The following is a 14,652-nucleotide window of genomic DNA, read 5'->3' on the forward strand; positions in this document are numbered from 1 at the left end:
CCCCCTCAAAGCGTTCCGGTCCCGGAGACCCCGGGATCCGGCTCGTGCGGTACGACGATCTCGCTCCACACCTGCTTGCCGCCCGCCACCGGCGTCGTGCCGAAGGACTCCGACATCGCCTCGACCAGCATCAGGCCCCGGCCGCCGGTGGACTCCCAGTCCACGATCACCGGCTTGGCGGGCGCCCGCGGCGAGGAGTCGCTGACGGCGACCCGGACCCGGTCCCCGCGCAGGACCAGATCGAGGCGGACCGGGCCCTGGGTGTACACCAGAGCGTTGGTGACCAGTTCGGACACGACCAGCAGCACCGCGTCGGCCACCTCCTCGGCCTGCCAGCTGCGAAGGGTGCGCGCCGTGAAGCGGCGGGCGTGCATGACGGCGTCGGGCAGCCGCCACACCAGCCAGCCGGCCCGGGTGGGGCGGGTCCCCATGCCGTCGTAGCGCAGCAGCAGCAGCGCCACGTCGTCCTCGCGGCGGCCGACGTCGCCGAGCAGCTCGTCGGCCATGCGGCCGAGGTCCGCCGGATCGGCCGCGGCGAGTGCGCCCCGGGTGAGGTCCATGCCCTCGTCCACGGGCAGGCCGACGGCCTCGACCAAGCCGTCGGTGACCAGGGCCAGCACGGTGCCGGGCGACAGCGCGACCGCGGTCATGGGGAACTCCGCGTCCTCGAGGATGCCGAGCGGGAGTCCGCCCTCGACCTCGATCTCCTCGGTGCTGCCGTCGGGGAGCCGCAACAGCGGTGCGAGGTGCCCGGCCCGTACGAACAGGGTGTTGCCCTCCTCCATGTCCAGTTCGGCATAGCAGCAGGTGGCGAAGAGATCGGTCTCCATGCCGACGAGGAGGCGGTTGGCGTGGCTGACGACCACGTCGGGCGGGTGCCCCTCCACCGCGTAGGCCCGGACCGCCGTACGCATCTGCCCCATGATCGTCGCGGCCCCGGCGCTGTGTCCCTGTACGTCCCCGATGACCAGCGCCACCCGGTCCTCGGACAGGGCGATGACGTCGTACCAGTCGCCGCCCACCTGCAGGCCCCGCCGGGCGGGCAGATAACGGGCCACGGCCAGTCCGCCGGGCAGCTCGGGCAGGCGGCGGGGCAGCAGGCTGCGCTGGAGCATGGTGGCGAGCTGCTGCTCGGCGTCGTGCTCGTGGGCCCGCTTGAGGGCCTGTCCGGCCAGGGCCGCGGTGGCGGTCAGCAGGGACCGCTCGTCGGGCTCGAACTCGTGCGGCTCGTCCCAGCCGACCAGGCACACCCCGGCCACCTGTCCCCTGGCCGGCAGGGGCAGTACGGCCAGGCCCCCGGTACCGATGCCCTCGAGGCCGGGTTCGAAGGCGGTGCCGGCGGGCCACAGGTCCATCCGCCCGTCCCGCAGGGCCAGTTGCAGGGTGGGCAGGGCGCCAACGGGCGCGTCGGGCCACTCCGTGCGCCACTCGTCACGCCAGGCCTTGGGCCAGGCGTCGGGCTGCGGCGGGTCCAGCACGGTGACCATGAGCCGCTCGCCCTGCAGTTCGGCCAGCGCCACCCGGTCGGCGCCCAGCGGCTCGCGCAGCGCGGCGACCACGACGCGACTGACGTCGCGGACCGTGTCGGCGTCGTCCAGGGCGGCCGTGAGCCACTGGATCCTGGAGACCTCGTCCGCGCTGCGGCGCAGCACCGAGGTGGCCGTCACCACGCCCAGCACCAGCTCAGGCCGGTCCTCGGTGGCCTCCACCACCCGGCAGCTCAGGCTCAGCCAGCGCATCTCACCGGTGGGACCTCGGACGCGGAACTCCAGCTCACGCCGGCCGAACGTCTGGGTGGCCGGCTCCAGGACCGACACCAGGGCGTGCATGTCCTCCGGAAGGGCGTGCGCGAGCAGGGTGTCCGCCTTGCCGTCGAAGTCGTCCGGGGTGATGCCGACGAGGTCGAGGAGGGTCCGGTCCGCCTCGATCCGGCCGGTGTCCGGCAGCAGCACGAAGGAGCCGACGCGCAGACTGCGCAGGGCGGTGTCCAGCAGCGCCCACGGCTCGGGCCGGCCGACGGCGGAGGGCAGCAGGTGGGCGACCGCGTCGGCGTACCGCTCGAGGAAGTGCCGTTGTTCGGCGGAGAAGCCGTCCGGGCCGGTCCCCACCACGACGAGGCAGCCGAGCCGCTCGCCTTCGCTCCTGAGGGGCAGCGCGCCGAGCGACGCGTCCGCTCGCGGCGTGGGCCCGCCCTCGGGGTAGGCGGCCAGTGCGGCCGGAGCCAGCCACAGCGGCCGGTCGGCGCGCATGGCGTGCTCCGCCGCTGAGCCTCCGGGCAGGTGCAGATGCTCGGGCAGCCGGTATTCGGAGGCGGCCCACCGGGCCGTCTCGGCCAGCCGTAGCTCCCGCTTGTCGGCGCCGCCGGGTACGTACACCGCGGCCAGGGCCACCCCGGCGAAGGCCAGGGCCTGCTCGCCCGCCGCCCGCGGAACCGGAGGCGGCGCACCGGTGTCCGCGGTGTCGGCCCCGGATACACCCGGTCCGGACACTGCGGCCCGGATGGCGCCGTCATGAGGCATGTCCGCAACCTACTTCCCGTCCGTACCACAGACGCGACTGAGATCGGGCCCCACCACCAGAATTGCATATACGGGCAAACCCACAGAGTCGCCGATCGCCCCGCCCGGTGCCACACTGGCGACATGGTCGTCTCGCCGCGTCCACGCGGCACGTTCCTGGCGGACCTCTAGCGTCGGCGCCCGGCCGTACCCGTGGAATGTGAGGAGGCCGGGTATCGCCATGCTCGACGACATCGCCGCCGGTACCGGGCCGGCCGGGCGCAGGCCCCGTATCGCCTGGGCGGCCGTCCGTGCCGACATGGCCGCCCGGCCCACACGGGCTCGTACCGTCGCAGGGCATCGGTCGTCGTGCGTACGGGCCGACCGGACCACGCACGAATCCGGGTCGCCGCTCTGCACGCGCTCCTTCGCGCCACGCGCACGACGCCGGCGAAGGAGGTCTTTCGGATGAGGGCCGGCATACGGCACGTGGTGCTGACGTTGGGCGTGATCCCGATGGCCGTGGCTCTCGCCGCCTGCGGGTCGGGCGGCGGCGACCCCGACGGCCAGAGCGCGCCGCGGATCGGTCTGCTGCTGCCGGACGCCACCACGGCCCGCTGGGAGGCACAGGACAGGCCCCTGCTGGAGAAGAACATCAGACAGCTGTGCGCCGACTGCGTGGTCGAGCACGCCAACGCCAAGAACGATGTGGCGATCCAGCAGGAGCAGATGGACTCGATGATCACCAAGGGGGTCGACGCCATCGTGCTCGTGGCCGTGGACGCCCGATCGCTGGCCAACGAGGTCAGGGACGCGGCCCAGGCGGACATCCCGGTCATCGCCTACGACCGCCTCGCCGAGGGCCCGATCTCCGGCTTCGTCTCCTTCGACGGCCAGGAGGTCGGCAGACTCCAGGGCCGGGCCCTGCTGAGGGCGATGCGTGACGACAGCGCGGGCAAGCGGCAGATCGTCATGATGAACGGCGATCCCAGCGACCCCAACGCGGCACAGTTCAAAAAGGGCGCCCTGTCCGTGCTCGCGGGCCGGGTGAAGATCGGCAAGGCCTACGACACGCTGCAGTGGCGGCCGGAGACCGCGAACATGAACATGTCCGGCGCGCTCTCCGCCCTGGGGGTCGCCAACATCCACGGGGTGTACGCCGCCAACGACGGGCTGGCCGCCGGGAGCATCTCCGCGCTCAAGGCGAACAAGGTCGACCCGCTGCCCCCGGTCACCGGGCAGGACGCCGAGCTCGGGGCCGTGCAGCGCATCGTCGGCGGCGAGCAGTACATGACCGTGTACAAGCCCTTCGGTCCCGAGGCCTCGGCCGGGGCCACCATGGCCGTGACCGCGGCCCATGGTGCCGCCCTCGACCGGGTCGCCAAGGACACCGTGCGACCGAGGGGCGGCAAACAGGTTCCGGCCGTCATGCTCACACCCGTCTCGGTGACCGTCGGCAACATCAAGGACACGCTGGTGAAGGACGGCGTCTACACCGTCGGGCAGATCTGTGTGCCCCGGCTGGCGAGCGCCTGCAGCAAGGCCGGACTGACCTGACAAGCCCCGGGAAGGAGATGATGTCCGTGTCGGCTCCCCCCTTGCTGGCGCTGCGCGGGGTGTGCAAGCGCTTCGGTGTCGTCGAGGTCCTGCGGGACGTCGAGCTGGAGCTCAAGGCCGGGCAGGTGGTCGCCCTGCTCGGCGACAACGGGGCCGGCAAGTCCACCCTCGTCAAGGTGATCTCCGGCGTGGCCCCCGCGGACCGGGGCGTCATCGAGTGGGAGGGCCGACCGGTCCACATCAGACGCCCGCACGACGCCCGGGACCTCGGCATCGCCACCGTCTACCAGGACCTCGCGCTGTGCGGGAACCTCGATGTCGTCGGCAATCTGTTCCTCGGCCGGGAGATCCGCAGGTTCGGGTTCCTCAACGAGATCGAGATGGAGAGCCGTACCCTCGATCTGCTCAAACGCCTGACCAGGACCGTCCCCAATCTGCGCGCCCCGGTGGTGTCGCTCTCCAGCGGCCAGCGGCAGACGGTCGCCATCGCCCGCTCGCTGCTCGGCGAGCCCCGGGTGCTGCTGCTGGACGAACCGACCGCGGCGCTGGGATTCGAGCAGACCACCGAGGTCCTGGACCTCGTCGACGCGCTGCGCGACCGCGGTATGGGCGTGCTGCTGATCAGCCACAACATGGGTGACGTGAAGGCGCTGGCGGACCGGGCCGCGGTGCTGCGGCTCGGCCGCAACAACGGCTTCTTCAACGTCAACACCGCCTCCCAGGAACAGATCATCTCGTCCATCACGGGCGCCACGGAGAACATGCCGCGCCGGCCGCCCGCGCACGAGGCGGGATGGTGAGGGGGATGCGCCGTATGGAGGACAACCAGCCGGCGGAGTCCGCCGCACCCGTCGCCACGACGCGCCGGCCGCGGCTGCGCCATGCCGTCGCCCACGCCGCGAAGGGCGGCGCGGCCTCCTTCCGGAGCAGGCTGCGGGCCGGGGAGACGGGCTCGCTCCCCGTGGTCCTCGTGCTCGCCACGGTGTGGATCATCTTCCAGTCCCTCAACACGAACTTCCTCTCGCCGCGGAACCTGTCCAACCTCAGCGTGGACATCGTGGGCACGGGGCTGATCGCGGTCGGCATCGTCTTCGTGCTGCTGATCGGTGAACTCGACCTGTCGGTCGGCTCGATCAGCGGCCTCGCGGCGGCCGTCTTCGCGGTGCTGAACGTGAACAACGGTGTGCCCGAATGGCTGGCCCTGATCCTCGCGGTGCTCACCGGCACGGCGGCGGGAGCCGTGCAGGGCTTCTCCTGCGCCAAGACCCGGGTACCGGTGTTCGTCGTCTCGCTCGCGGGGCTGCTCACATGGAACGGGCTGATGCTCTACATCCTCGGCACCAGCGGCACGATCAACCTCGCCGAGAACGGCTTCCTCGCCGATCTGACCGGCTACTACTTCACCAACGACGCCGTCGCCTACAGCTTGGCGGCGCTCGCGGCGGGCTCGGTCTTCCTTGTGTCGTACCTGGACCTGCGCCGCCGCACGGCAGCGAACATGCCGCACCGCTCGCTGAGCGAGATCGCCCTACGCACGGGGGCGCTCGCGGTGGTCGCGTTCGCCTCTGCGTATCTGCTCAACCGGTTCCAGGGGCTGCCGCTGGCCCTGCTGATCTTCCTCGTGGTGGTGGCGGGGCTCGACATCCTGCTGCGCCGCACACACTACGGACGGCAGGTGTACGCCCTCGGCGGCGGCGTCGAGGCGGCCCGGCGCGCCAGCCTCAACGTGACCGGGGTCCAGACGGCGGTGCTCGCGGTGTCGGGCACCATGGCCGCGGTCGGCGGCCTGTTCCTGGCCTCGCGTATCACTTCGGTGAGCCAGAGCTCGGGCTCCGGCGTGCTGCTCCTCAACGCCATCGCGGCGGCCGTCATCGGCGGCACGAGCCTGTTCGGCGGGCGCGGTACGACCTGGTCCGCGGTGCTCGGGATGCTGGTCATCCAGTCCATCGCCTCGGGCATGGCGATCACGGACACCCCCACCGCGATCCAGTTCGTCATCACGGGCGGCGTCCTGTTCGCCGCCGTACTCTTCGACGCCCTGGCACGACGCTCGCAGGAGGCACACGGACGCGCCTGACGGCCGTTGCCGGTCCGTCACACCTGCAGTTTCTGCAACCCATGCCGCCCTGTGAGAGCGTCAGGGGGCCATTCTTGTTGTCTGCTGGTTCTCACTTCACCAAGAGCTGGTACAGCCCTCTCCCCTGGGCAGCGGCTCATGGCACTCCAGGCCGAATACGGCTGCAAGGCCATACCGGCCCGCCGCGTAGTGGAGGTGTACGACGCCGACGCCTGTCTGAGCGACGACGAGTCCATGGCCGCTGCCCGCAGGCCGGCGAAGGCTGGACACCGGTCGATCCCACGGACCGTTGGACCGATCTCGAAGCCGTGCGTGGCGATGAGCGGCTCATCTGCGAAGCCAAGGGCCGCACGAGTGAGAAGGGAATCGACGCCGACATCGCCTACGGGCAACTGCTGAGGCGGATGACGAGCCGGGAAGCCCGCATCCGGTACGCGCTGGTGGTGCCTTCCTCGTCCATGAAGGCCGTCGAGCGCGTACCGGCCCATGTGCGCGCACTGTTGCGCATCGACTTGTACGAGGTGACGGACGACGGCGTGGTACGGGGCCGACGGCTTTGATGGACACCAACGTTGCCCGTCGCCGTCAGCCGACCTGGCGTTCGCCACTCGTGTACGTCTGCTTCAGGGCCGTCCAGCGAGCCGCCTGCTCCGGGGTCAACGTGCCTCGAAGTTCCGCCAGTTTCAGGAGGTTGGCCTCTGTGGCTGTCGGGAGGGTCTGGGCTTCGGTGCGGTAGTGGTCGGTGACCACCGCGGTGAGTTCTGTGGCGTTCATCGTCGGGTGGATGCGTTGGGCGATCTTGTTGAGGTTGCGGTAGGAGCCCTGGAGTTGGAAGGGGGGCTCGGTGCGGGTCGCGGGGGACTGGGCGGCGGAGTTCATGTACGCCTCGTTCACCGCCAGAACCGTGTCGCGGGCCGTGAGGAGGTGGCGTAGGACCGCGAGGATCTGGGTCAGTTCGGCCGGGGCGCAGGGGTGGGTGAGGTCGTCCGGGTGGGCCGTCGGGTCCTGCGACGCCAGGCGGAGCAGGACGTCCAGGTCGGGGCGGGGGCGGGCCGCCAAGGGGGCCAGGGTGGGGTTCGCGGTGAGGGCGTTTTCGATGAAGCTCAGCGCGAAGGTTGCTTCCTTTCCGGTCACGACGTCTCCCAAGTTCCATACGTCGGCCCGGTTGGCCAGCATGTCGGGGACGTGGAAGCGGGTGCCGGACTCGGTGTAGGGGTTGCCGGCCAGGCAGACGGCGAAGCGTTTGCCGCGCAGGTCGTAGGTGCGGGGCTCGCCGTCCCACACGCCCTCGACGCGGCGCGTGCTGTCGCACAACGGCACGAACTTCTGCAGGAGTTCGGGGGACGTGTGCTGGATGTCGTCCACGTGGAGGAGGGTGTTGTTGCCGGCCGCGAGCGCGAAGTTGATCTTTTCGACCTCCTGGCGGGCCGTGGCGTTCGGCGCCTCGGCCGGGTCGAGGGAGGTGACCCGGTGGCCGAGTGCCGGGCCGTCGACCTTCACCAGGACCAGGCCCAGGCGGTCCGCCACGTACTCCATGAGCGTCGTCTTGCCGTACCCCGGCGGGGAGACCAGCAGCAGGAGGCCGCCCGTGCCGGGCCCGGCCGTCGTGCCCAGTTGTCCGGCCAGGCTGTCGCCCAGGAGGGGGAGGTAGACCTCGTCGATGAGGCGGTTGCGGACGAAGGTCGTCATCACACGCGGGCGGTGGTCGTCGACGCGGATGCGGGTGCGTTCCGCGGTCACCAGCGCGGTGCGCCGGCGCAGGTAGGCGCGGTGTGCCGGGACCTCGGTCGTCCTGAACTCGGTTGTGCGCGTCAGGAATTCGTCGAGGCGGAGGGTCAGGGTGCCGGACGCGGTGACGCGGGGGTGGGTGCCGAGCAGGCCGTCCACCGTCGCCGTCAGCGGGGCGTCCGACTCGTAACGCGGCAGGGCGGGGCAGAGCTCCGCCGCGACCGCCTCGGCCAGGTCGCCGGGAGGCAGGTCGGCGTACCCGCTGGTCGTGGCGTACGCCGACAGCCATGCCTCGACCAGCTGGCGGCGGGACGGCAGGTCGTCGAGGGCGGTCAGGTCCTCGTCGTAGGCCGGCGTGCCGACCGCGCGGCGGAACTTGTCGAGGAACTCGCGGGCGCCGACGCTCAGCACGAATCCCTCCGGGCCCGTCGTGAGCTCCTCGAAGAGGTACCTCGCCGCCGCCGCGTCCCCCATGGCCGCACCCAGCTCGGCGCAGAAGTCGGCGATCGCCGGGGCCAGTCCGAAGGTCTCCTTCGCCCGGGCCAGTGAGCGTGCGCGTCTCGTCCATGTCTCACGCGCCTCGGGGGTGGTCTCGTGCGTCCAGAACAGGTGGGCCGCCGCCCGAGCGGTGGGCGGGTGGCACAGCGGGCCCGCCTGAGAGTGGAGTGGGAGGAGGGTGGTGAGGATCGCCGTCGCGTCGTGGTCGTGGACGCCGCGTTCGTGACCTTCGTCGTACGACTCCTCGGCGGTGCGGCGGACCAGGGCGGCCAGGTCCGTCTCGGCGAGGGCGGCCGGGCCGTGTTCGGCGAGCAGCCGGGCCGCGAGGTGCTCGGCGCGGTAGACCTCGGGGGATTCCGAGGGCAGGGGGCGGTTCCAGTAGGGGCGGGTGGCGGCGAAACCGGGGTCGGTCACCGGGGAGCGGTAGTCCGTGCCGGTGAGGGCGAAGGCCAGGCCGTCAGGGCCGTGCGGGACCAGGGTGAGGTCGAGGGGCTCGGTGTTGACGGCGAACCGGTGGCGGCCCAGGCGCAGGGTGCGGCCGTCGTCGGCGTACAGGTCGGTGCGGTCGCGCAGGGCGCGGCCGGCCTCCTGGCGGGCGGCGGTCAGGCGGCCCGCCAGTTCGTCCGCGCGGGCCGGGTCGCCGAGGGCACGCAGGTCGTCGGTGGTGCGGCGGACCTTGGTGACCATCGGGTCGGAGGCGAAGTACGCCCCGATCGCCTCGGCGTCGGGGAGGGCGATCGCGCGGCGGGTCACCGTCTCCAGGAGGCGGTGGGCGGAGGCGGCGAGTTGTTCGGCGCGGCGGGCGCGTTCGTCGGCGAGGGTCTGCTTGCGGGCGGCGAACGTCTCGTGGATCTCGGTGCGTTTGTCCGCGAGTTCGGTGAGGAAGTCGTCGTGGTCGGTGAAGCGGGCTTCCAGGTTCTCCAACTGGACCAGCATCGAAGACAGTTGGGTGTCGCAGGCCTGCGGGTCGGGGGCGGCGGCCAGGGCCCCGGTGATCGACTGGGCGAGCAGCGCCAGTTCGGCGGCGAACTGGGCGCGGCCCTCCCGGTCCCGCAGTGCGCGGCGCCGGGCCTCCAGGACGGCGCGGGCCCGGTTGGTCCCGCCCAGCACCTCGGCCACCCGCTCCAGTACGGACGTACGGACCGTGGGGTCCGCGATGTCGAGGCCGGACACCACCTCGGTGACCGTCCGCAGCCGCTCGGCCAGTTCGTCCAGTCGGGCGGTGAGCGGTGCCGCCTCGGTGGCCGTGGCGAGTGCGCCGGCCTGGGCGATCAGGGCCTCGACGTCCTCGTGGTGGCCGGCGAAGGCGTCCTCGCGGGCCAGCGCTGCCACCGCCCGCTGCCCGAACGACGCCAGGTCCGCCTCGGTCTCCGCCGCAAGGGCGTCGACGCGGGCGGTGTCCGCGTACCGCAGGTCCTTCAGCGTGAGCAACCGGCCCTGGGCGCGGCGCAGTTCGGTCAGGCCGTCGATCCAGGAGGCGGCATCGCGCGGTGGTTCCCCGCGCAGGCGTCGTACCAGAGTGGTGGTGTGCTCGGATGCCTGCTCGAGGGCGTCGGCGGCCTGGCGGGTGAGGGTCCGGACTGTCTCGAACTCGGTCAGCACCCGCTCGGCGGTCGCCCGGACGGCGTCCAACGGGGTGCGCAGATCGCCCAGTTCGGGGTCGCCGAGCCAGTGGTGGGTGTCCGTCACCCGGACACAGGCGGCGACCAGGGCCTCGTACACCTCGGTCGTGGGCGTCGTACCGGCCGCGGTCGCGGTGACGGAGAGGCAGTCGGAGATGCCCCGGACGAGGTCGGCGTTGCCGACGCGGGCGAGCGGACCGGTGCCGGCGGGGCGGGTGGCCGCGTGGGTGTCGGAGACGTAGGGGGAGGTCCACCGCTGCACGGGGTGGAGACGGGCCGGGTCGCCGGTGTGCGGGCGCAGCACGGTCAACGCGCCGTCCTCGAACAGCGCCCAGCCGTCGCAGGTCAGCGGGGTGGCGACCTGCTTGCGGACCATGTTGTACGGCAGCAGCAGGCTGCGGCCGGTGGCGCGCGCGTGGTAGGCGAACAGGACGTCCTCGCCGTTCGGTGAGCGCACCGTCCGCTCGAGTTCGAGGCCGACGGTGTCGACGCCGTCGAAGGTCTTGTACGACCCCGTGGCCAGGCAGTATCCGCCCGGGAAGACGATGCCCTGCTCCTCGGGGAGCCGGTGGCAGGACCGGCCGATTCCGTCGAGGCGGACGACGGTCCTGGTCAGGGTGTTGAAGACGAGGTGGCGGCGGGTTTCCTCCTTGTAGGGCAGGACGTCCAGGAGGATCAGCGCGCCCACGCGCGCGTAGGCGATCTCCGCGTCGGCGAGGGACTGCAGCGGTTCGGCGACCGGTTCGCTGTGGATGCCTTCGGCGGTCTCGGTGTCGTCTTCGGTCTTGACGGTGAGGGCGCCGCCGACCGTGGTGACGAACACCTCGCCGTCGACGGAGACATGGGGGTGGCGGCCGAGGACGTGGTCGTCGCGGGTGGTTCGGGTCCAGGTGAAGTCGTGGGCCGGCGGGAAGACGTGGTCGCGTTCGCCGCGCGCGTCGAGGAAGGAGACCCGGCCGTCGGTCGCGACGTTCCAGCGCAGCACGCGGATGTCGTCGGTCAGCTCGCCGGTCTGGAAGACGGCCAGCAACCTGCCTTCCAGCAGCCGCAGTTGCAGGAGCCGGGCGTCGCGGTAGTAGCGGTGCAGCTCGGCGAACTCACGGATGAAGGCGGGATCGTCGAGGAGGCCGGGGACCGCGTCCTCGGGCAGCGGGTTCAGGTCGCGGTCGTGGAGGGTGAGGACGTCGGCGACCGTGGGAGGTCCTCCAGGACCGGGAGTGCCGGTGCTGCCGAGCAGCAGCGCGTCGCCGACGGCGACCAGGTCCCGGGGTACGTGGCTGTGCTCGGTGCGCAGGCTTCCGCTGCCGGTGAGCTCCAGCCCGGTGGAGCCGAACTCCTCGACGCGGCGCGCGTTGAGGAGTTCGGCGCGGCGGGCGAGTTCGGCGGCCTGGGCGGTGAGGCGGTCGCGCAGCACCTCGTAGGCGCCGTCGCCCTGAGTCTCGTACGCGCCCTCACGCGGGGTGTCCGGGCCGGTGGTCATGGTTCCCTCTCCACGAGCTCGACAGATCGGTGCATCAGAGTTCCGGAGCCGCCGTCCCCTCGTGCGGCGGCTCCGGAACGGTTCAGGGGTGGCAAGGGGGTGCCACGGTGGGTCGCCGTCCGTCCGCGGCGCCGAGCTGACCCAAACGACAGGCCCTAATCGCGCAGTTCGCCGCGCCCCTTGGGGGCATTGCCGTTCACGGACGCCAAGGGGGTGTCCGCCACGCCCAGCTCACCCGCCCTGTCCAGCAGTTGCCGCAGCGCGACCGCATCCGCCCCGCCCGTCTGCATCAGCTTCAGCAGCAGCGCCGAGACGGTGAGGTTCTGCACGTCGGCGGTGGAGACCGAGCCCAGCACGCGGCTCACGTCCTGCGTGAAGCTCGCCGTGCCGTCCAGCCAGGGCTTCGCCAGCGCCTGTGCCGTGTCCGAGTTCTGGACGAAGCCGTCGACGCCCTTGCCCAGTGAGATCGCCGACATCAGCCGGTCGAAGAAGACGGACTCGCCGCCGACGATGTCGATGTCGGCGTTCTCCAGGCCCGTCGCCAGGACCGTGGCCTGTGCCTCGGCGACCTGCCGCTGCGTGTCGAGGCCGGCCAGGCGGATCTCCTTCTCCGCCGCCAGCCGCAGCCGGTACTCCTCGTGGCCGCGGGAGGCGTCGTCCAGGGCGGCCATCGCGACCGCCTTCTGGCTCAGGCCCTCCGCCTCGGCCTTGAGCTTCTCGCCGATGCCGGTGGCCTCCGCGAGCGCCTTGGCCCGCGCGCCCTCCGCCTCGGCCCGCAGCCTGGCCTCGGCGCCCTCGGCCTCCGCGAGCGTCTTCGCCCGGGTGCCCTCGGCCTCCGCGAGCGTCCTCGCCCGCGCGCCCTCCGCCTCGGCCCGCAGCCGCGCCTCCGTGGCCACGGCCTCCGCGCGGCCGGCCTTCTCGGTGACCTCGGCCTCCTTGTCGCGGACCTGTACGGCGGCGAGACCCTCCGCGGCCGACTCGGCCTGCACGCCCTCGGCGAGCCGCAGCTTGGCCCGGGCGTCGAGGTCGGCGGACTTCAACCGCGCCTCGGCGAGGGTGAGTTGCTCGGCGGCACGGTGCTTGGCCGCGACCTCGGCGGCCTCCGCGGCCTTGATGTCCTTGACCAGCTTCTCCTGCGCCTCGGCCTCCGCGGCGATGATCACCGACTGCCGTTCGCGCTCGGCCTCCTCGACGACGCGCAGCTTCTTGATGGCCTCCTCCTGCTCGGCGACCGTCCGGTCGACGGCGATCCGCTCCCGGACCACGTCCGCGACCGTACGCCGCTCGGCCTCCACCTCCTTGTCCTTGGCGATCCCGGACAGTGCGGTCTCCCGCTCCCGCGCGATGACCTCCAGCAGGCGGTCCTTCTCGATGCGCTCGTTCTCGACGGCGATGACACGCTCGCGGTTCTTCTGCGCGACGGCGATCTCTCGGGCCTGGTTCTCCCGCTGGACGCCGAGCTGCTCCTCGGTGCGCAGGAACGCGGTCTGCGCGCCGAGCCGTTCCTCCTCCTGCACCCTCGCGGTGACGGCCTCCTCCTTGGCGCGCAGGGTCTCCACCTCGCGCCGCTGCCTGATCTCCGCCTCGGCCTGGCGGCGCTCCAGCTCCAGGATGGTCTCCCGGGCCTCGACGTTCTGCCGGGTGATCTCCTTCTGCTCGGTGCGCTCGTACTCGTTGGTGCGCACGTGCTCGACCGTGGTCAGCTCGGTGATCTTCCGGATGCCCTGCGCGTCGAGGATGTTCGCCGCGTCCAGCTGGGTCATCGGGGTCTGCTCGAGGAAGTCGATGGCCGCGTCGTCGAGGTGGTAGCCGTTGAGGTCGGTGCCGATGACCTGGATGATCCGGTCCCGGAACTCCTCGCGCTTGGTGTAGAGGTCGACGAAGTCCAGCTGCTTGCCGACCGTCTTGAGGGCCTCGGAGAACTTCGCGGCGAAGAAGTCCTGGATCGCCGCCGGGTCGCTGGCGGTGTGCGTGCCGATGGCCTGGGCGACCTTGATGACGTCCTCGACGGTCTTGTTGACCCGGACGAAGAAGCTGATGTGGATGTCGGCGCGGATGTTGTCCCGGCAGATCAGGCCCTCGCGGCCGGTGCGGCGGATCTCGATGGTCTTCACCGAGATGTCCATGTACTCGGCCTTGTGCAGTACCGGCAGGACGACGGCCCCGGTGAAGGTGACGTCGACCTTCTTCGTCTTGGAGATGATCAGCGCCCGGCCCTGCTCCACCTTGCGGAACAGCCGGCCGACCACCAGCAGCAGGGTGAGCGCGATGAGCAGCACGACGGCGACGAGCACGCCGATGCCCACGGTGATGGCGTTCATGACATGAGTCCTCGAAGGATGAAGTGGGTGGGTGAGCCGAAGTCAGGCGGAGCCGGGAGCAGGTGGTAGGGGCATCAGCCGGTGCCGGGATGCCCTGGGTCGAGCGCGCTGTCGTAGGGCGCGACCCAGAAGAACTCGCCCGCCTCGTCGTAGGCGTACAGAAGCCCGGTGCTGCCGCTGTGCAGGGCGTCGTCGCCCGACTGGCGCACCTGGACCAGCGCGCTGGAGCCGTCGGCCGGCCTGACCTCGGCCTGTCCGAAGCCGCCGTCCACCCGGCCCGTGCGGATCGTGCAGATCAGACCGACGAAGTCGTGCCGGGAGGGACCGGGGGCGTCCGGGAAGAGATGACGCAGGGGACGTACGAGCAGCCGGGTCGTCCGCCAGGCGACCAGCAGCGCCACCGCCAGGACCGCGACCCGGAACGCGGCCCGGGCGAGCCCGAACGGCACCAGCGGGTCCAGCAGCACCGTCGTGCTGAGACTGACGAACCAGGCGACCGCGGTGAGCAGGGAGAACGCGACCGTCACCGGCACCCCGCCCATCCCCCACGCCTCGAAGTGCTGGTGCCCGTGGAAGCTGTGGTGGTCGGCCGCGCCGACGGCGGTCAGCAGCCAGAAGACGACGACCACGACGAGTGCCGAGCTGAACAGGACGGTGGGAAACCCCGCGGCGGCCGCGAGAAACGCCCCCATGATCCCCGACCCCCGTTCGATGGGTCCCGATGCCGGAGTCCGGCATCGGGACCGTCCGTCGTGCTCCCCTCGGCCCATGGTGCGCGCCCTGCGCACGCCCGCGCATTGCCGGTTTCCGGCAGTGTTCACTAGGGTTTCGATGCCGGGGCAGCGCTAAGAAACCGTCACCGGCGCGTCAG

At 71.7% G+C, this 14,652-nt stretch carries 8 protein-coding genes; 4 read left to right on the plus strand and 4 right to left on the minus strand.

Features of this window, described 5'->3' with window-relative positions:
- Nucleotides 1-5 precede the first annotated feature (5 nt).
- Nucleotides 6-2,519, minus strand: a complete 2,514-nt coding sequence (locus tag ACQF4J_RS22160) for a SpoIIE family protein phosphatase (RefSeq protein WP_351571009.1) — start codon at nt 2,517-2,519, stop codon at nt 6-8.
- A gap of 447 nt (nt 2,520-2,966) precedes the next feature.
- On the opposite strand from ACQF4J_RS22160, the gene ACQF4J_RS22165 reads away from it, so the two are divergent.
- The 4 genes from ACQF4J_RS22165 to ACQF4J_RS22180 all read left to right on the plus strand — a co-directional run bounded on the left by ACQF4J_RS22165 (nt 2,967) and on the right by ACQF4J_RS22180 (nt 6,692).
- On the plus strand, nt 2,967-4,055 hold the full coding sequence (locus ACQF4J_RS22165) for a sugar ABC transporter substrate-binding protein (RefSeq protein ID WP_351571006.1): 1,089 nt from the start codon (nt 2,967-2,969) through the stop codon (nt 4,053-4,055).
- A gap of 17 nt (nt 4,056-4,072) precedes the next feature.
- The gene (locus ACQF4J_RS22170) at nt 4,073-4,855 is read left to right on the plus strand and encodes an ATP-binding cassette domain-containing protein (RefSeq protein ID WP_351571003.1); all 783 of its coding nucleotides are present in this window, start codon (nt 4,073-4,075) and stop codon (nt 4,853-4,855) included.
- A gap of 5 nt (nt 4,856-4,860) precedes the next feature.
- Entirely contained in the window at nt 4,861-6,132 is a 1,272-nt protein-coding gene (locus ACQF4J_RS22175; protein ID WP_427166620.1) for a sugar ABC transporter permease, read from the plus strand.
- Nucleotides 6,133-6,440: 308 nt separating this feature from the next.
- On the plus strand, nt 6,441-6,692 hold the full coding sequence (locus ACQF4J_RS22180) for a hypothetical protein (RefSeq protein WP_351801380.1): 252 nt from the start codon (nt 6,441-6,443) through the stop codon (nt 6,690-6,692).
- 25 nt (nt 6,693-6,717) lie between these two features.
- On the opposite strand, the gene ACQF4J_RS22185 is transcribed toward ACQF4J_RS22180, so the two are convergent.
- The 3 genes from ACQF4J_RS22185 to ACQF4J_RS22195 all read right to left on the minus strand — a co-directional run bounded on the left by ACQF4J_RS22185 (nt 6,718) and on the right by ACQF4J_RS22195 (nt 14,473).
- On the minus strand, nt 6,718-11,460 hold the full coding sequence (locus tag ACQF4J_RS22185; RefSeq protein ID WP_427166623.1) for a DNA repair ATPase: 4,743 nt from the start codon (nt 11,458-11,460) through the stop codon (nt 6,718-6,720).
- A gap of 155 nt (nt 11,461-11,615) precedes the next feature.
- Nucleotides 11,616-13,781, minus strand: coding sequence for a flotillin family protein (locus tag ACQF4J_RS22190; protein WP_351570991.1), 2,166 nt, complete (start codon nt 13,779-13,781; stop codon nt 11,616-11,618).
- 74 nt (nt 13,782-13,855) lie between these two features.
- Nucleotides 13,856-14,473 carry a hypothetical protein gene (locus ACQF4J_RS22195; RefSeq protein ID WP_427166625.1) on the minus strand — a complete coding sequence of 206 codons (618 nt, stop codon included), beginning with the start codon at nt 14,471-14,473 and terminating at the stop codon, nt 13,856-13,858.
- Between the last annotated feature and the right edge of the window lie 179 nt (nt 14,474-14,652).

The organism is Streptomyces sp. C1-1, from assembly GCF_050214755.1.
In the GTDB taxonomy this organism is placed as follows: Bacteria; Actinomycetota; Actinomycetes; order Streptomycetales; family Streptomycetaceae; genus Streptomyces.

Excerpts from the sequence above, each read along its gene's own strand:
- ACQF4J_RS22195 (WP_427166625.1), bottom strand. The coding sequence starts at position 14,473 with ATGGGGGCGTTTCTCGCGGCCGCCGCGGGGTTTCCCACCGTCCTGTTC.
- ACQF4J_RS22160 (WP_351571009.1), bottom strand. The coding sequence starts at position 2,519 with ATGCCTCATGACGGCGCCATCCGGGCCGCAGTGTCCGGACCGGGTGTA.
- ACQF4J_RS22165 (WP_351571006.1), top strand. The coding sequence starts at position 2,967 with ATGAGGGCCGGCATACGGCACGTGGTGCTGACGTTGGGCGTGATCCCG.
- ACQF4J_RS22170 (WP_351571003.1), top strand. The coding sequence starts at position 4,073 with ATGATGTCCGTGTCGGCTCCCCCCTTGCTGGCGCTGCGCGGGGTGTGC.
- ACQF4J_RS22185 (WP_427166623.1), bottom strand. The coding sequence starts at position 11,460 with ATGACCACCGGCCCGGACACCCCGCGTGAGGGCGCGTACGAGACTCAG.
- ACQF4J_RS22175 (WP_427166620.1), top strand. The coding sequence starts at position 4,861 with ATGCGCCGTATGGAGGACAACCAGCCGGCGGAGTCCGCCGCACCCGTC.
- ACQF4J_RS22190 (WP_351570991.1), bottom strand. The coding sequence starts at position 13,781 with ATGAACGCCATCACCGTGGGCATCGGCGTGCTCGTCGCCGTCGTGCTG.